General features: G+C 70.6%; 15 protein-coding genes. 5 read left to right on the top strand and 10 right to left on the bottom strand.

What is annotated here, in order from left to right:
• Positions 1-254 precede the first annotated feature (254 nt).
• Positions 255-608, top strand: coding sequence for a CHAD domain-containing protein (locus ASG76_RS18695; RefSeq protein ID WP_162254075.1), 354 nt, complete (start codon positions 255-257; stop codon positions 606-608).
• A gap of 443 nt (positions 609-1,051) precedes the next feature.
• Here ASG76_RS18695 and ASG76_RS18690 read toward each other — a convergent pair whose 3' ends face one another.
• Positions 1,052-2,863, bottom strand: coding sequence for a glycerophosphodiester phosphodiesterase family protein (locus tag ASG76_RS18690; RefSeq protein ID WP_082587255.1), 1,812 nt, complete (start codon positions 2,861-2,863; stop codon positions 1,052-1,054).
• 221 nt (positions 2,864-3,084) lie between these two features.
• On the opposite strand from ASG76_RS18690, the gene ASG76_RS04865 reads away from it, so the two are divergent.
• Entirely contained in the window at positions 3,085-4,050 is a 966-nt protein-coding gene (locus tag ASG76_RS04865; protein ID WP_056600738.1) for a DUF6454 family protein, read from the top strand.
• Positions 4,051-4,408: 358 nt separating this feature from the next.
• On the opposite strand, the gene ASG76_RS04860 is transcribed toward ASG76_RS04865, so the two are convergent.
• Together ASG76_RS04860 and ASG76_RS04855 are read right to left on the bottom strand one after the other, a co-directional pair.
• Positions 4,409-5,746, bottom strand: coding sequence for an alkaline phosphatase family protein (locus tag ASG76_RS04860; RefSeq protein WP_082587254.1), 1,338 nt, complete (start codon positions 5,744-5,746; stop codon positions 4,409-4,411).
• A gap of 12 nt (positions 5,747-5,758) precedes the next feature.
• On the bottom strand, positions 5,759-7,420 hold the full coding sequence (locus ASG76_RS04855) for an alkaline phosphatase D family protein (RefSeq protein WP_056600736.1): 1,662 nt from the start codon (positions 7,418-7,420) through the stop codon (positions 5,759-5,761).
• 150 nt (positions 7,421-7,570) lie between these two features.
• Here ASG76_RS04855 and ASG76_RS04850 point away from each other — a divergent pair, with 150 nt between their 5' ends.
• Positions 7,571-8,302 (top strand): haloacid dehalogenase type II, encoded by a 732-nt coding sequence (locus ASG76_RS04850; RefSeq protein ID WP_082587294.1) that lies wholly within the window; start codon positions 7,571-7,573, stop codon positions 8,300-8,302.
• A gap of 165 nt (positions 8,303-8,467) precedes the next feature.
• On the opposite strand, the gene glnA is transcribed toward ASG76_RS04850, so the two are convergent.
• Positions 8,468-9,886: a type I glutamate--ammonia ligase gene (glnA, locus tag ASG76_RS04845; protein WP_056600734.1), complete on the bottom strand. Its 1,419-nt coding sequence runs from the start codon at positions 9,884-9,886 to the stop codon at positions 8,468-8,470.
• Positions 9,887-10,067: 181 nt separating this feature from the next.
• Here glnA and ASG76_RS04840 point away from each other — a divergent pair, with 181 nt between their 5' ends.
• A complete protein-coding gene (locus tag ASG76_RS04840) occupies positions 10,068-10,457 on the top strand; it encodes an RDD family protein (protein WP_056600732.1) in 390 nt (129 codons plus the stop codon).
• 31 nt (positions 10,458-10,488) lie between these two features.
• Here the strand turns inward: ASG76_RS04840 and ASG76_RS04835 are convergent, their stop codons facing one another.
• From ASG76_RS04835 to lipB, 5 genes are all read right to left on the bottom strand, one after another.
• Entirely contained in the window at positions 10,489-11,202 is a 714-nt protein-coding gene (locus tag ASG76_RS04835) for a DUF4191 domain-containing protein (protein WP_056600731.1), read from the bottom strand.
• 65 nt (positions 11,203-11,267) lie between these two features.
• Positions 11,268-12,209, bottom strand: a complete 942-nt coding sequence (gene lipA / locus ASG76_RS04830; protein WP_056600729.1) for a lipoyl synthase — start codon at positions 12,207-12,209, stop codon at positions 11,268-11,270.
• Positions 12,210-12,264: 55 nt separating this feature from the next.
• Positions 12,265-13,245 (bottom strand): ABC transporter permease subunit, encoded by a 981-nt coding sequence (locus ASG76_RS04825; protein WP_056600727.1) that lies wholly within the window; start codon positions 13,243-13,245, stop codon positions 12,265-12,267.
• Positions 13,242-14,183 (bottom strand): ABC transporter ATP-binding protein, encoded by a 942-nt coding sequence (locus ASG76_RS04820; RefSeq protein ID WP_056600725.1) that lies wholly within the window; start codon positions 14,181-14,183, stop codon positions 13,242-13,244. The genes ASG76_RS04825 and ASG76_RS04820 overlap by 4 nt, the downstream gene beginning before the upstream one ends.
• Before the next feature lie 96 nt (positions 14,184-14,279).
• Positions 14,280-15,008 carry a lipoyl(octanoyl) transferase LipB gene (gene lipB, locus ASG76_RS04815; protein ID WP_056600723.1) on the bottom strand — a complete coding sequence of 243 codons (729 nt, stop codon included), beginning with the start codon at positions 15,006-15,008 and terminating at the stop codon, positions 14,280-14,282.
• Positions 15,009-15,092: 84 nt separating this feature from the next.
• Here lipB and ASG76_RS04810 point away from each other — a divergent pair, with 84 nt between their 5' ends.
• Complete coding sequence (locus ASG76_RS04810; RefSeq protein ID WP_157558944.1) at positions 15,093-15,695, top strand: hypothetical protein; 603 nt, start codon at positions 15,093-15,095, stop codon at positions 15,693-15,695.
• On the opposite strand, the gene ASG76_RS04805 is transcribed toward ASG76_RS04810, so the two are convergent.
• The gene (locus ASG76_RS04805) at positions 15,641-16,531 is read right to left on the bottom strand and encodes a TIGR01777 family oxidoreductase (protein WP_056600720.1); all 891 of its coding nucleotides are present in this window, start codon (positions 16,529-16,531) and stop codon (positions 15,641-15,643) included. The two genes, ASG76_RS04810 and ASG76_RS04805, sit on opposite strands and share 55 nt — an antisense overlap.

The raw sequence follows: 16,531 nt of genomic DNA, 5'->3' as shown, positions 1-16,531 counted from the left end.
ATGTCCGTGCTCGAGCACACGGGGGTGGTCAGCGGGGGACGTCCCTGTGGCCCCATGGGGGATGGGGGCGCAGGGACGTTGCTGTCGAGGCCGTCGCGAGGCAGCCGCGCGGGCGGCCTCGCGGGACGACCGGGTGACCACCGCCGACCAGATGGCTGGGTCGGTGAAGCGCCATCCGGCGCGGCCGTGCACGACCACGTCTCCGCCACCCTAGGAGATCTCGATGCGTCACGTCCCGGCCAGTTCGCTCGTGCTTGTGCACTAGCTCCCTGCGGCACGCGGACGAACGCCTTCACGCCGTACGAAAGGCCAGCAAGCGCGCTCGCTACATGGCCGAGTCGACAGTTGGAGTGTTCGGGCGCAAGGCGAAACGTCTCTCCAAGGCCGCCGAGGCAGTCCAGGAAGCCCTGGGGCACCACCAAGACCAGGTCCTCTTCCGCAGATTCCTCTCGCATGCAGAAGCTCACCTGACATTCGATGCCCAGGAACGACGAACCATCGCCCTCATGAGCGAGGCTTGGGGCCCGGCGGTGGACGCCGACTGGAAGGACGTCCGCCAAGCGCTCGAGGACGTCGACCGGAAGTCGTTGAGGTCTTGGATGCGCTGACGCCACCCGGTTCGGCGACTGCTCGTCTAGCTCGTGCTCGGCATCGAGCTTCCGCCTCCGATTCTGAATTGGCCCCTCAGCTCGCGACGGTCGCGTCGAAACACACGTGTGGTGCTGCACCCCCGGTGAAGCTTGCGTCGCCCCACGAGCGGACCCCCGGAGCATTCGGATGCAACCAGGAGCGGGTCCCGGTGGTCGACTGAGCGGCGACCGGGACCCGGAGCCAATCGAGGGGGCCCCTCAGGATGAACGTTCCGCTGGCCATCGAGCCGGCTGACCGGGCTTGGCCGACTACAGGCGCTGCGTCACGCAGCGATGTGGCACGTGTCCAGACGGTGTCAGTTCGGTGCTCGCCGGAGCACTGGCCCCGAGGACCCCAGCCGAGGGCGGCCCGCAGCCCCGGCGGACGAACAGTACTCCGGGTCCGCGGGCCGCAGGAGTCGTCAGCGGGTCAGCGACCGCTGCAGGGCGTCGAGGTCGTCGGTGTTGATCTGGTCAACGCCGAGTGCGACGAGCTTGGCCCACAGTTGCTCGCGGGCCGGACCGGGCTGGTCAGGCGTGGCCCAGAAGCGCACCCGGTAACCCCGGGCGTGTGCCGTGGTCACGATGTCGCGCAGCTTCTGCTCCTCGGCTGCCGGCATCTCGCCGTTGCCGTCCCAGGTGAAGTTCTTGGTCCAGTTGTCGCTGACCAGCGGCATGAACGACGCCGACAGGCCGCTGTTGAGGTCGGCGAGCCGGCCGTCGTAGCCGGCGTACCGCTCGGTCTGGGCGAGCATCGCGGCCTTGTCGCGGTTGCCGCTGATGACCGCGGTCACCGCACCGCGGTGGGTCTCGGAGGGGGTGAAGGTCGTCATCAGGTTCGGGTGCTCGCGCAGGACTGCGTCGACGGCCGCCCAGGTCGGTCCAGCCTCCGACTTCACGTCGATGAGCAGCTGGAAGTAGCCGTCCCAGCCCGGGTACTCGGTGCCGCCGTTCATCTTGCGACGGGCCTCGAGCGGGGAGAGGTACAGGGACTCGAGCGTCCGGCCGGGCTGCACCTGGTCGCGGTCGTGGGCGACGAGCAGCTGCCCGTCGACGAGCCAGACGTCGGCCTCGACGCTGGTGAAGCCGTGCTCGAGCGCGTCCTGCAGCGGGCGCTTGTGCTCGTAGTCGTTGTGGGCGTGGGCCTGCTGCAGTGGCGCGGCCTGCCGCGGTGCGACGTACGCCCGCGGCAGCTCGTACCCCCGCTCGGCCAGGACTTCGCGGAGCCTGTCGGGGTAGTCGGTGATGAGCCCGTCGATGCCGTCGTCGATGAGCTTGTTCATCGTGGGCTTGTCGTCGACGGTCCAGGGGATGACCTTGATGCCACGGGCGTGAGCGGCCTCCACCATGTCCTTGGTGACGTAGGGCCGGTAGTTCGAGTCGGTGACGGTGCCGTTCTGCGGGAAGCCGTGCACAGGTGAGAACGCCGAGGCGCCGAAGCTGTCGACGGCCTTGATCGGGTCGCCGCCGAAGTCGTCGATGTCGAGCCCACCGAGCCACGGGGACTTCCCCGGCTGTCCGGTCTGGAGGAAGTCATAGTTGGTCAGCGCCACCAGCGGCAGGCGCGGGTCGACCTGCTTCATCCGCATGAGGGAGCCCCAGTCGAAGCTCTGGATGGTGACCTGGGGAGCGATGTCGGCCGAGCGGATCTCGCGGTCGGTCACCTGGACGAACTGCTCGCGGGGCGCGGTCTCGCTGGGGGCACCGGCCTCGACCTTGGTCTCCACGTTGAGCTTCATGTCGTGGGCGTCGTAGGCCTTCACCAGTCCGAAGACCTCGCTGAGAAGCGGCATCCGTTCGCCGGGCGACGCCGTCTGGCCGGGGAACTGCGGCAGCGTCCGGCTGCCGCAGTCGAGGGTGCGGACCTGGGCCAGCGTGAGGGTGTTGACGTACTTGCCGACGTAGGGGTACTCCGGGTCGGCCGGCGTGGCCGGGTGCGTGTCCTGACACTTGCCCCCGTTGACCTTGCGGTCGTGGGTGACCACGGCCTGGCCCTCCTCGGTGATCTGGACGTCGAGCTCGAGGGTGCTCACTCCGAGCCGGATGGCCCGGTCGAAGGAGGCAAGGGTGCTCTCGACGGTGAGGCCGAGGCCGCCGCGGTGTGCCTGCAGGTCGAAGCCCGGCTGCGCGGCGTCACCTGACTGCGCAGCTTGGGCGGACTGGACGGGCGCCGCGACAACAGCCGTGGCGGCGACGAGGGAGGCCAAGGTGGCCTTGAGGTTCCGAGTGGTCATGACGCGCACCCTTCGCGGACGACCGAACCACCTGGTGAACAGGACGCGACGGGGCACCGACCGCCGTCCGGCCAGACGACGGCGGCGGTCACCACCAGCGCGCGACGCCCCCCGACACTCGCGGCCCGGCACCGTTCTCCGGTTGTTCGCAGGAGAGTCACTGCTCGTCGGCCGATGGTCCCTAGCGTCGCAGGCTCCTGCCCCCGACCGAGGAGTGACCTGTGACCCGTCGCCTCACCTCCCTGTCCTGTGCCGCCGTACTGGTCCTCGGCCTGAGCGCCGCCGCGTCCGCCCGGACAGGCGCACCGACCGCGGATGACGACCCGCTGGTCGACACGTTCGAGAACGTCTCGCGCAGCACCACCTGGACGAAGACGGGGACTGTGCGCCTCGACTTCAACACCCACCACCCGCAGGCCATGGAAGTCGTCGGCGACCGCATCTACCTGTCGTCGGTGGAGATCATCGAGGCGCCGGTGAAGTACCCGCAGCCCGTCGACGGGTACGACCGCAGCCCAGGCAAGGGTGTCGGCCACCTGTTCGTGCTCGAGAAGGACGGCACCCTCATCAAGGACATCGTCCTGGGAGAGGGCGACATCTACCACCCCGGCGGTCTCGATGTGGACCAGGACGGCAACATCTGGCTGCCCGTCGCCGAGTACCGCCCCAACAGCGAGGCCATCATCTACAAGGTCGACCCGAACACCTTCGAGGCGCAGAAGATGTTCACCGTCGCGGACCACATCGGCGGCGTCGTCCGCGACCAGGAGTCCGGTCGCCTCGTCGGCCAGTCCTGGGGCTCACGCCGCTTCTACGAGTGGACCACCTCCGGCCGGCAGAAGTCCCGGTGGTTGAACGACAGCCACTTCATCGACTACCAGGACTGCGAGTACGTCGCCTCTCGCAAGACCCTGTGCTCCGGCATCGCCGCCCTGCCCGCACAACCCGGCGCCACCACTCCGTACGAGCTCGGGGGGTTCGCGCTGCTCGACCTGAGGACCCGCCGCATCATCCACGAGGTCCCCACCCAGCTGTGGTCGACCGCCGGGCACGTCGTGACTCGCAACCCCACCGACATCGACGTCGTGGGCGACCACCTCACGATGTACGCCGCCCCGGACGACTTCGGCGAGGGCAACAACACCGAGATCCTCACCTACGAGGCCGTCGTCACGCCTCTGTCCTGAGCGTGCCTCGAGCAGCAGGCTTTGGTCACGGGCGTTGAACATCCAGCGGCGCTCTTCGGAAGGTGGCGACGCACAAGCCATCGTCGCACCCGGCCACGCAACCGACCTGGCGAGGCGCTGGCCGGGTCAGCCGACCGCGGGGGCGATCGGATGCTCCAGTGTGCTCACCCGTGCGTGGCTTTGCCACAGGGCCTCCCGGTCAGACCCGCTCGCCGGCGCGGCGGAGACAGCCGGACCCGCCGAGATCCACACCCGTCGGACGTGCTCGCCGCGGTCGGTGCGCCGGTCCAGCCCTCGCCTCGGCGCGCTGCCGCTTCGCCCCTGCGGGAGCAGCGTGCGGATGTCCGTGCCCGAGCCGTCAGCGCAGGCGCGGGAGTCGTGAGCTTCCGTCGTACCCGCCCTTGGGCGCACCGACTCCGAAGAAGTCCGCGACGGTGGGGGCGACGTCGATGGTCCGCGCCTGCTCGGACGCCGAGACGCCTCGCGGGACGACGGGGTGACCGCCGCCGATGAACCACGGGATGGGCCGGGTGGCCGGGTGACCGTGGTTGCCGGGGATGGGGTTGGACCAGATGGCTGGGTCGGTGAAGCGCCACCCGGCGCGGCAGTGCACGACCACGTCTCCACTGAGCGGGCCGGTGCGCAGCGTGAGGTCGGTCCGGGGGTCGAGCGCCTCGAGGACGCCCGGCGTGGCGGAGGCCAGCGAGATCATGCGCGCGACCGCGGCGTCCCGCGCGGCAGGGTCACCGGTCCAGTACAGGAGGTCGGCGCCCCCGTTGTCGGCGATGACGACGTGGCCGGCCAGCAGGGGGTCCGCATCGAGGACCGGCTGCAGGTGCACGACCGAGTCCGGGCGCGACCAGTCCATCGAGTGGTCGGCCAGCACGATGACGATGGAGTCCTGCCATCGCCCCGAGCTCTTCAGGGCGTCGACGAAGCGGCCCACCTGGACGTCGGTGGCGGCGAGCGCGGCCTCGCGCGCGGCCCGCAGGGACAGGGGGCCGGTGAGGTCGGAGTGGCCCACCCGGTCGATGTCGCCGAGGTTGACGAACATCAGGTGCGGGTCGTGCTGGTCGAGCATCGCCAGCGCGGCGTCCATGGTCGCCAGGTCCGGGGAGTGGCCTGTGACGGGCAGCACCGGGGTGGGTTCCCACCGGTGGGTGGCGCGGTCACCGAAGACGCCGTACAGGTACTGCTTGCTGAGCACGGTGCCGGTGGTCAGGCCGGCGGCGTTGAGCCGTTCGATGACGGTGCCGATCTTGATGTCGGTCGGCCGGTCCATGTTGCGGACGACCTTCTCGGTGCGGTCGTAGATGGAGTTGGCCGGCACGCCGCTGCGGTCGGGACGGACGCCGGTCATCATCATCACGTGGTTGGGGATGGTCTCCATGACCGGCATCGAGGACGCGTACGGGTGGTTGAACCCGTCATCGCGCAGCGCGGCCGCGCGGGGCATCAGCGGTGAGGTGACCTCGTCGGGGCGGCACCCGTCGAGGACGAGGACGTAGGCGCGGCGAGGTGACTGCGAGGCCGCCGAGGCGGGCGCTGCGCCGGCGACGGTCGAGACGGCCGTCGAGATGGCGACGGTCGCTCCGCCGGCGCCGAGGACCTTGAGGAGCGAACGTCGGCCCGTGCGGATGTCGTCGAGGCCGCGGGCGAACGCGTCACTGGGGGAGTGGTCGTGGGGGGTGCACATGGTTCGGCCTCCTCAGGCGCTGGTGACGGGCTGGGCGACGGGCGTGACCTTGCTGGCGCCGGACCGGGTGGCCCATGACACGCTCCAGTGGGACGCCGCGTTGCGGTCGGCACGGTCACCGATGACGTAGTAGTCCATCTGGGCGCGGGCAGCGGTGACGTCGAAGATCGAGTAGCCGTGGTCGTCGAAGTTGAGGTAGCGCACGTGGCGGTTGCTCGTCTGGAGGGCCGCCTCGACCGTCAGGCTCGTGGTGCGTGGCGGCGTGCCGGTGATGTCGTCGAGGTTGTTCGAGGTCACGGACGTGCACACGAACTCGACGCCTGCCGAGTCGCCGAGCGGGTAGGTGGCGGCGTCGTAGGGCAGGTCGCAGGCCCACGCCGAGTGGATGTCGCCGGTGAGGAAGACGACGTCGCGCAGCCCGCGGTCGCGGATGTGGGTGAGGACCTCGCGGCGGTCGTCGGTGTAGCCGTCCCACTGGTCGACGTTGTACGGCGCTCCGTCGCGCGGCAGGATGCCGGTGACGTCGTCGATGGGCCCGATGAGGTCCTTCGGGACCTGCGCGAACGTGACAGGGGCGATCATCACCGGGTTGCCGACGAGCTTCCACTGCACCGACGCGGTCAGTGAGGTCTTGAGCCAGTCGAGCTGCTCGCGTCCGGTGATGGTCCGCTCGGGGTCGTCGATCGCCGGGTCGATGAGCGGGGTGGCGACCTGCTGGTCACGGTAGGTCCGCAGGTCGAGCATGCTGATCTCGGCCAGCCGCCCGAAGGTGAGCCTGCGGAACAGCCGGGTCCCGTCGTCGAGGGCGGCCGTGCCGTTGATCCGCACCGGCATCCACTCGTCGTACGCGCGGTGCGCGCGTGCCCGACGCGCGAGGTAGTCACCCTCGGCAGGCTGGTGGTTCTCCGCCCCCTCACGCCACGCGTCGTTGGCGACCTCGTGGTCGTCCCAGGTGACGATGAACGGGTAGCGCGCGTGCAGCGCCTGCAGGTCGGGGTCCTGCTTGTACTGCGCGTGACGGCGCCGGTAGTCGGCCAGCTGCACCATCTCGGTGGCCGGGTCGTGGCGTCGGACGTCGACGTTGCCCTGGCCGTACCCGTACTCGCCGGGGGCGTACTCGTAGACGTAGTCGCCGAGGTGGAGGATGGCGTGCAGGTCGTCGCGGGCGGCGAGGTGACGGTAGGCGCTGAACCAGCCGGCCTGGAGGTTGGCGCAGCTCACCACACCGAGGCGAAGGTTCTCCGGGGTCGCGTTCGCGTCGGGGGCGGTGCGGGTGCGGCCGACCGGGCTGGTGGCGCCGGCGCTCACGAACCGGTAGTGGTACCAGGTCTCAGGGTCCAGGCCGGTCGCGTCGACCTTGACCGTGTGGTCGCGTGCGGCGCTGGTGGTGACGGTGCCCGCGCGGACGACCTTGCGGAAGCTCGCGTCCGAGGCGACCTCCCAGCGGACCTTAGTGTCGGGCCCCAGCCCGGAACCGGGGGTGGACTCCGCAGTGGGCGTCACGCGGGTCCACAGCACCACCGCGCGGGGCAGCGGGTCACCCGAGGCGACCCCGTGCTGGAACACGCCCGTGCCCGCCGCTGCGGCTCTGGTGGAGCTCCCGGTCACGGTGGCCGCGAGCCCGGCGGCCGCGGCGCTGGAGGCAAGGAAGGTGCGTCGTTGGAGAGTGGTCACGCTTCAGTGAACGACGGAACCGCCCGCAGATCACGGCCTGATCGGTGTGACAACCGTCTGTTCACCCGCCATTGGGGGAGGGGAAACCCGCCATCTGACGCCCGGGACGTTCATGGTCAGCGGGGCGTCTGAGGTCTCTAGGGTGGGGTGATGGCGATCGAGCTAGAAGGCAGTCCAGTCCCTTCCACGGCCTCGGCTCCGGCAGGCGATCCTGGGCGGCGGCCGGCGCTGCTGGTGTTCGACGTGAACGAGACGTTGTCGGACATGGGCCCGTTGCGGCAGCGCTTTGCCGAGGTGGGCGCTCCGACTGGTCTGATGGGCGTGTGGTTCGCGGGACTGCTGCGTGACGGGTTCGCGTTGACGGCGACCGGCGACAACGAAGCATTTGCGCACCTGGCGGAGGACGGTCTGCAGGTCACGTTCCACGGCTTGTCGTTGGACCGGGACGTCGACTCGGCGGTGCAGCACGTGATGGAGGGCCTGCCGAGTTTGGGCGTGCACCCGGACGTCGTGGAGGGGGTGCGAGCGTTGGCGGAGTGCGGGCTGCGGTTGGTGACGCTGAGCAACGGGTCGAGCGGCATTGCGGAGAAGCTCCTCGAGGAGGCGGGTGTCCGTGACCGGTTCGAGGCGCTCCTGTCGGTCGAGGACGCGGCGTTGTGGAAGCCGGCCAAGGAGTCGTACGCGTACGCGCTGGACCGGTGCGGGGTCGACGCCGCGGACTCGATGCTGGTGGCGGCCCATCCCTGGGACACCCATGGCGCCTCGCGGGCGGGCCTGATGTCGGCGTGGGTGAACCGGACGGGTGCGCCGTACCCGTCGTACTTCGCGGCACCGGACGTGACCGTGTCGACCCTCAGCGAACTTGCTGAGCATCTCGCCTGAGGAGAACCCGACGCGATGAACGCGCCGGACGCGGTCGGGATCCTGCCGACGTGCTACGTCCATGCCTCACGACGACAGAAGACGTCCCTGGACAACCACAGATGTCCAGGGACGTCTTCGCAGGTCAGACGCAGCTCAACGGGTGAACCCGCAGAGGAGCGCTGATTAGATGTCGTAGTAGAGCTCGAACTCGTGCGGGTGCGGGCGCAGCTGCACCGGCAGGATCTCCTGGGTGCGCTTGTAGTTGATCCAGGTCTCGATCAGGTCGGGGGTGAACACGTTGCCGACCGTGAGGAACTCGTGGTCGCGCTCGAGGTTGTCCATGACCGCGCCCAGCGAGGTGGGCACCTGGTCGATCTCGGCCATCTCGTCCGGCGGCAGCTCGTAGATGTCCTTGTCGATCGGGTCCGGCGGCTCGATCTTGTTCTGGATGCCGTCGATGCCGGCCAGCAGCAGCGCCGAGAAGGCGAGGTAGGGGTTCGCCGACGGGTCGGGGCAGCGGAACTCGATGCGCTTGGCCTTCGGGTTCGCGCCCGTGATCGGGATGCGCACGCAGGCCGAGCGGTTGCGCTGGGAGTAGACGAGCGAGATCGGGGCCTCGAAGCCGGGCACCAGGCGGTGGTAGGAGTTCACCGTCGGGTTGGTGAAGGCCAGCAGCGACGGCGCGTGCTTGAGGATGCCGCCGATGTAGTGGCGCGCCATGTCCGACAGGCCGGCGTACCCGGTCTCGTCGTAGAACAGCGGGTCGCCGTCCTTCCAGATGGACTGGTGGCAGTGCATGCCGGAGCCGTTGTCACCGAAGATCGGCTTGGGCATGAAGGTCGCGGTCTTGCCGTTGCGCCACGCGACGTTCTTGACGAGGTACTTGAACTTCATCACGTCGTCGGCGGCCTTGAGCAGCTCGTCGAACTTGTAGTTGATCTCGGCCTGGCCGGCGGTGCCGACCTCGTGGTGGGCGCGCTCGACGTGGAGGCCCGCGCGCTCCATCTCGATGACCATCTCGTCGCGCAGCTCGCCGAAGTGGTCGTAGGGGGCGACCGGGAAGTAGCCGCCCTTGTACTTCACCTTGTAGCCGCGGTTGTTGTCCTCGGAGCCGCTGTTCCAGGCGCCGGCCTCGGAGTCGATGTGGTAGAAACCGGCGTTCGCAGAGGTCTCGAAGCGCACGTTGTCGAAGACGTAGAACTCGGCCTCGGGGGCGAAGTACGCCGTGTCGCCGATGCCGGTCGAGGCGAGGTAGGCCATCGCCTTCTTGGCGATGTTGCGCGGGTCGCGCGAGTAGGCCTCGCCCGTGATCGGGTCGTGGATGAAGAAGTTGACGACGAGGGTCTTCGCGACGCGGAAGGGGTCGATGTAGGCCGTGGTCACGTCGGGGAAGAGCGACATGTCGGACTCGTGGATCGCCTGGAAGCCGCGGATCGAGGAGCCGTCGAAGGCGAGGCCGTCCTCGAAGACCGACTGGTCGAAGGAGGACACCGGCACGGTGAAGTGCTGCATCACACCGGGCAGGTCACAGAAACGGACGTCGACCATCTCGACGCCCTCGTCCTTGATGAACTTCAGCAGCTCATCGGAGTTGTTGAACATTCGGGTCCTCCTTGACGGCGCCCAGCGCACGTCGAGTTTGCAGCGTCACGGAACGGGGCCTCGTTGCACCGTGATCGTCACGCTAGGCGGGAGCAGTTTCTAGACCGTATCCCGTTTGTTTCGCCCGTGTTACAAGTGCCCGGAGGGTGGAGCCCGTGCGGGCCCTGCCTAGGCTGGCGGAGTGACCACAGCCGTAACACCGCAGCTGCGACCCGCCGGCTGGGGCCGTCGGCTCGGCGCCCTGCTCATCGACTGGGCCAGCAGCTGGGCCGTCGCAGAAGCGCTGGCCGCGATCGGCCTGGTGCGCGACGACTCCTCGACCATCGGCGCCGTGGGCACGGTGGTCCTGGTCGTTGAGATGGCCTTGTTCACCGCGCTGATGGGCGGGTCGTTCGGCAAGCTGGTGACGCGGGTGCGGGTCGTGCGCCACGACGACCCGTCGCGGCCGGTGAGCCTGCTGCGAGCGATGATCCGCACAGTGCTGACGTTCCTGCTGCTCCCGCCGTTGTTCACCGTCGACGGGCGCGGACTGCACGACGTGGCCGCGGGCACGCGGACCGTGACGATCTAGGACGGTCCGGCCGGCGTGGCCGACCGCGAGGTCAGCGACCGCGCTGCGAGCGCATGCCCTTCATCGAGGTCGGCACCGGGCCCTTGGGCAGCGGCAGCTTGCCGCGCTGGGCGTCGAGCGCCTTGAGGCGCTGGAGGATGTCGGTGATCTCGGCCGGCTTCACGTTGCGACCGAGCTTCTGCACGTGGCGCACCAGCTTTGGCAGCGGCACCTCGCCCTCGCCGCGGCCGGCGATGACCTCGTGGATCGGCACGCCGTAGGCGACCCGTTCGTGCTTGCGCCGCTCGTTGACCATCAGCTGCTTGACGCGGCTCTGGCTCGAGCCCTCGCCGACCAGCACGATGCCGGGCGGGCCGACGACCCGGTGCACGACGTCCTGCTGCTTGGTGAAGCCGACGACGGGGTCGACCTTCCAGCCGCGGCGCAGCATCTGCAGCGCACCGGCGGCGGCTGCGGGCTGGCCCTCCATCTGGGTGTACGCCGCCGACTGGGCGCGGCGGCCGAAGACCAGCAGGGCGGCCAGCATGCCGAGCATCAGCGCACCGATGATCGAGATGATCAGCGACAGGACGCCGTCACCGGGCAGCAGCCACATGAGGCCGAAGCCGACCACTGCTCCGAGCACGAACACGCCCAGGATGATCCAGCCCAGGCGCGGGTCGCTGCGCTTGGCCATCGTGTAGGTCTGCATGATCTGCCCACGGCGCGAGGTGGGCGTCGAGGGCGTGGGGGCGGCGGTCGACATAGGTGGCCTTGTCCAGCTAGGAATGGGCGGAGAGAGGTGGTGCGGGGGAGCCGTGGAGGCTCGGGTCAGACGGTCGCGGCAGCGCGTGCGTCCATGGCCTGACCGTACAGCCGTCCGGCGCGGTAGGACGAGCGGACCAGCGGCCCGGACAGGGCCCCGGCGAAGCCGATCTCGTCGGCCTCGGCCTTGAGCTCGACGAACTCCTCGGGCTTGACCCACCGCTCCACGGGGTGGTGCCGCGGCGACGGGCGCAGGTACTGGGTGATCGTGATGAGCTCGCAGCCGGCCTCGTGGAGGTCGCGCAGCGCCTGGCTGACCTCCTCGCGGGTCTCGCCCATGCCGAGGATGAGGTTGGACTTGGTGACCAGGCCGAAGTCGCGCGCCTGCGTGATGACGTCGAGCGAGCGGTCGTAGCGGAAGGCCGGGCGGATCCGCTTGAAGATCCGCGGCACGGTCTCGACGTTGTGCGCGAGCACCTCGGGACGGGACTCGAAGACCTCCTGCAGGAGGTCGGGCTTGCCGTTGAAGTCGGGGATCAGGTTCTCCACACCCGTGTCGGGGTTGAGCTCGTGGATGGCGCGCACCGTCTCGGCGTAGAGCCACGCGCCGCCGTCGGGCAGGTCGTCGCGGGCGACGCCGGTGATCGTGGCGTAGCGCAGCTGCATCTTCTGCACCGACTCCGCCACCCGGCGGGGCTCGTCGCGGTCGAGCGGCTGCGGCTTGCCGGTGTCGATCTGGCAGAAGTCGCAGCGACGGGTGCACTGGTCACCGCCGATGAGGAAGGTGGCCTCGCGGTCCTCCCAGCACTCGAAGATGTTGGGGCAGCCGGCCTCCTGGCACACCGTGTGCAGTCCCTCGGACTTGACCAGGTTCTGCAGCGAGGTGTACTCCGGGCCCATCTTGGCGCGGGTCTTGATCCACTCCGGCTTGCGTTCGATCGGGGTCTCGGCGTTGCGTACCTCGAGGCGGAGGAGCTTGCGTCCTTCGGGTGCGGGAGCAGTCGTCACACGCGCCACTCTACGACGGGGCCGCGGGGCTCCCAACTCGCCCGGTCGGTGCCCGTCAGGGCAGGTCGCGACGCTGGAACGACCACAGGGAGGCCGCCACCACCACGGCGAGCACGACGCCGAGGTAGAGCGAGCCGTCCACGAGGGTGATCGTCCGCATGCAGCTCGCCGCGCCGGTCTGGTAGCCCGAGTCGCAGGCGGGGTTCCAGACGTAGTAGTCGAAGCCGTCCTCGAGCACCGCGAGGGCGTTGGACGGCAGCAGCCAGCGCAGCCCGCCCTCGCCGACCAGCGCGAGGATGCCCAGCGACCCGCCGGCGGCGATGCCGAGCCCGACGCCGAGCGTGGCGACGGTGCTGCGGAACAACATCGTGAGCGCATAGCCGAGCAGACCGGCCAGGGCCACCAGCACGATGCCGCGCGCGGTCGTGGCGCGTACGTCGGCCCACTGCGCCGCCGGCACCGCGATGTCCCGGTGCGCGGCCAGTGCCGCGGTCGCGCCCCAGAAGGCCAGCAGCGCGACGGCACCGACCACGAGGCCGGTGAGGACCACCGCCAGCGCCTTGGACAGCCAGACGCGACGGCGACGTGGTTCGAAGAGCAGCTGGTTGCTGATCGAGCCGGTGTTCCAGTCGTGGCCCACGAAGGTGGTGCCCAGGATCAGCACGAGGACAGCCAGGATCGTGACCACGGCGACGCCCTGGTCCCTCAGCACCGAGGAGACGTCGAGCGTCGGGCGGTAGAGGTAGTTGGCCACCGTCGGCGTGAGCAGCTCGGTGCAGTCGACGTCCTCCGACGGGGGCGCGTAGTTCTCCGGGGACTTCTCGCACTTCCTGATCTCCCGGCGCACCCACGGCTGGTCGGCGTCGCGCGCCGCCTGCTGCTCGGCGGCAGCGACGTCGTCGTCGGAGAAGGGCCGCGTCGACCAGGCGGTGCCGACCCAGATCGCGGCCGGCACCAGGAGGCAGGCGGCGACGAGCACGACCACGGCGCGGCGCCAGCGCAGGCGCGTGAGCTCGACGCGCAGCAGGTCCTTCATCGGTAGTCCTCCGTGCTCGGCAGGGCGCCCATCCGGTCGTCGGCGGTGAGGTCGAGGAACACCGACTCGAGGTCGGCACGCAGCGGCGTGAGCTCGTGGAGCCACACCCCGCCCTCGCCGAGGACCCGGCTGATGTCGGTGCCGGGTCGCTCGGTCTGCACGGTCAGGGCGCTCCCGTCGGCGGTGGTCGACATCCCCTGCGCCTGCAGGAGCCTCGCGGCGCCGGCGGGGTCGTCGGCCACGACGCGGTAGGCACCGGTGGTGGCCATCAGGTCCTCCACGGTGCCCGAGGCGAGCAGGCGGCCGTTGCCGATGATGGTGACGCTGTCGCACACCTGCTGCACCTCGGCCAGGATGTGCGAGCTGAGCAGGACGGTGACGCCGCTGGCGCCCAGGCCCTTGACGAGGTCGCGGATCTCGCGGATGCCGGCCGGGTCGAGACCGTTGGTGGGCTCGTCGAGGATGAGCAGGTCCGGCGTCTTGAGCAGCGTGGCCGCGATGGCCAGCCGCTGCTTCATGCCGAGGGAGTAGCCGCGGAACCGCTCGTCGGCGCGCTGGCCGAGCCCGACCTTGTCGAGCGCGTCGTCCACGGCCGCTCGGTCGCGACCGACGGTGGCCGCCAGCAGCGCGAGGTTCTGGCGGGCGGTGAAGTGCGGCGCGAACTTGGGCGACTCGACCACGGCGCCCACCCGCGACATGACCGCGGGGAGCGAGGCCGGCACCGGCTCGCCGAGGAGCCGCATCGTGCCGGAGGTCGGGGTGGCCAGGCCCAGCAGCATGCGGATCGTGGTGGTCTTGCCCGAGCCGTTGGGACCGAGGAAGCCGTGCACGCCGCCACGCGGGACGGTGAGGTCGAGGTCGTCCACTGCGACCCGGGTGCCGCGGCGCGTGCTGAACTCCTTGCGCAGCGCGCGCGTCTCGATGACCGACTCGCCCATGTGTGTCCCCCGACCTGGCCGGATGCGTGGCCCGAAGACTGGCAGGTCGGCGGCTCGGCTGCCGTGCAGGCGCGCCGGTACGTCGTACGGGCGGGGTCAGGCGCCCGGACGCACCAGCTCGATGCGCGGGCCGCGTCCGGGCTCCGGGCGGGGCTCGTAGTCGGGCGTCGCGGCGTAGGGCTCCCACGCGAGGTAGGCCGACAGGTGCTCGCGCACGCTCGGCAGCACGTCGGTGACGGTCACGTCGCGGCCCAGCTCCGCGGAGAGGGAGGTGACGCCGGCGTCGGCGATGCCGCACGGGACGAACCGGTCGTACCACCCCAGGTCGACGTCGCAGTTGAGCGCGAACCCGTGCATCGTCACGCCGCGGCTGACCCGGATGCCGATGGCGGCGATCTTGCGCTCCGGACCGCGGTCGTCGGCCTGCAGCCACACCCCGCTGCGCCCCGGCACGCGGGCGGTGGTGACGCCGAGGTCGGCGCACACCGCGATCAGTGCCTCCTCGACGCGACGGACGTAGTCGACGACCTTGACGTGGTCGGGCAGCCGCACGATCGGGTAGCCGACCAGCTGACCGGGGCCGTGGAAGGTGATCTTGCCGCCGCGGTCGACGTCGATGACCGCGGCGCCGCCTGGGTCGAGGGGTCGCTCGTGCGGGTCCGTCCGCTTGCCGGCGGTGAAGACCGGCGGGTGCTCGAGCAGCAGCACCGAGTCGGGACGGGTGCCGGCGACGACGGCCTCGTGCACCTGTCGCTGCAGCTCCCAGGCGGCGAGGTAGTCGACGGCGTCGTCGCCCAGGCCGGCGATCTCGTAGTCCAGCGGCATGCCGCGAGCCTACGCGCCCGACCGGCGAGCGCCGCCTGTGGATGAGCCCTGCGGGGGTCGGCCGCTCTCGGCCATGGTGGTCGGGTGGACCCCCGACGACTGCTGCCCGTCCTCACCGCCGTGGCCTGCGCCTGCGTCGTGGCGACCCTGGTCGTCACGCTGGCACGGCCGGGGGATCGGCCGGGGGACCGGCCGGGGGATCGGCCGGGGGACCGGCCGGGGGACGCAGCACCGGCCCCGTCCGCGGTGCCTGACGGCGTGGACCGTACGCCGCCCGCGCAGGTCCTCAGCCGGTGGGACGCGCGCCGCTCGGCTGTGTGGGCTGCCGGCGACGTCGAGGCGTTGGCCGAGCTCTACGCCCACGGCTCTCGGGCCGGGGCCGCCGACGTGCGGCTGCTGCGGAGCTACCGCGAGCGCGGCCTCACCGTCGACGGCCTCGCCACGCAGGTCCTGGCCCTGCGCGTGGTGGAGCGCTCGCCCGGACGGATGGTGCTGGTGGTCACCGACCGGGTCGTGGCCGGCCGGGTCGTCGGTGGGCCGGTGCCCGTCGCGCTCCCGTCGGACCGGGCGTCGGCGAGGAGGGTCGTCCTCGTGCGCCGGGGCGGGGCGTGGGTGGTGGCCGAGGCGCGCGATCAGGACAGCGCGGCGGCGAGCACCTCGCGGACGTCCTCGTCCTCGAAGTCGTAGCCGGCGCGCTCGAGCGCCGCGGGGCGTGCGTTGATGGAGCCGAGCAGCTCCGAGGCCAGGTCGCCGGCGCCCACCTTGAGCACCGGTGCCGGGACGGCGAGGAACGTCTTGCGGTGCACGGCGGAGGCCAGTGCGTGGGTGAACTCCGCGTTGGTCGGGGTGTGCGGGCAGCACAGGTTGAAGGCGCCGGACACGTCACGCGACTCGATGAGATAGCTCACCGCGCCCACCCAGTCGCGCAGCGAGATCATCGGCATGAACTGCTCGCCCGACCCGAGCCGGGCGCCGCCGCCGAGCTGGAAGAGCAGGCGCAGCTGCTTGAGCGGCGGTGAGGTGCGGTCCATCACCGGGGCGGTGCGCAGCACGCACACGCGGGCGCCGGCGTCGCGGGCCGGCTCGGTCGCGGCCTCCCACTCCCGAGCGACGCGGGTGAGGAACGCGTCGCCGGTCGTGCCGGTGTCCTCGGTGACCGCGGCCGGGCCGTGGTCGCCGTACCAGCTGATGCCGTTGCCGGCCACGAATGCGGGTGGCCGCTGGCTCGCGGCGATCGTCGAGGCGAGCAGGCGGGTCGTGGAGACGCGCGACTCCAGCACCTCGCGGGCGTGCTTCTTCGAGTGCGGGTTGGCCGCGATGCTGGCACCGGCGAGGTTGACGACGGCGTCGGCACGGCCGATCACCCCTGCGTCGACCGTGCCCGCCGCGGGGTCCCAGCGGGACTCGTGGCTCGAGGAAGGCTCACGCCTCACGAGCGCGGTCACCTCGTGGCCCTGCACCCGCAGGTGCGTGGACAGGTGGGTGCCGAGGAAGCCCGAGGCACCGGCGATGACGACGCGCAT

Origin of the sequence: Nocardioides sp. Soil774 (genome assembly GCF_001428125.1) — a bacterium.
GTDB lineage: Bacteria > Actinomycetota > Actinomycetes > Propionibacteriales > Nocardioidaceae > Nocardioides.
Note: the sequence above shows the minus strand (reverse complement) of the source record. Positions and strands in the feature narration are given on the sequence as shown.

What these genes read in the sequence shown, in the direction of transcription:
- ASG76_RS18690 (WP_082587255.1), bottom strand. Translation starts at nt 2,863, where the DNA reads ATGACCACTCGGAACCTCAAGGCCACCTTGGCCTCCCTCGTCGCCGCC.
- ASG76_RS04860 (WP_082587254.1), bottom strand. Translation starts at nt 5,746, where the DNA reads ATGTGCACCCCCCACGACCACTCCCCCAGTGACGCGTTCGCCCGCGGC.
- ASG76_RS04850 (WP_082587294.1), top strand. Translation starts at nt 7,571, where the DNA reads ATGGCGATCGAGCTAGAAGGCAGTCCAGTCCCTTCCACGGCCTCGGCT.
- glnA (WP_056600734.1), bottom strand. Translation starts at nt 9,886, where the DNA reads ATGTTCAACAACTCCGATGAGCTGCTGAAGTTCATCAAGGACGAGGGC.
- ASG76_RS04835 (WP_056600731.1), bottom strand. Translation starts at nt 11,202, where the DNA reads ATGTCGACCGCCGCCCCCACGCCCTCGACGCCCACCTCGCGCCGTGGG.
- ASG76_RS04825 (WP_056600727.1), bottom strand. Translation starts at nt 13,245, where the DNA reads ATGAAGGACCTGCTGCGCGTCGAGCTCACGCGCCTGCGCTGGCGCCGC.
- ASG76_RS04820 (WP_056600725.1), bottom strand. Translation starts at nt 14,183, where the DNA reads ATGGGCGAGTCGGTCATCGAGACGCGCGCGCTGCGCAAGGAGTTCAGC.
- lipB (WP_056600723.1), bottom strand. Translation starts at nt 15,008, where the DNA reads ATGCCGCTGGACTACGAGATCGCCGGCCTGGGCGACGACGCCGTCGAC.
- ASG76_RS04805 (WP_056600720.1), bottom strand. Translation starts at nt 16,531, where the DNA reads ATGCGCGTCGTCATCGCCGGTGCCTCGGGCTTCCTCGGCACCCACCTG.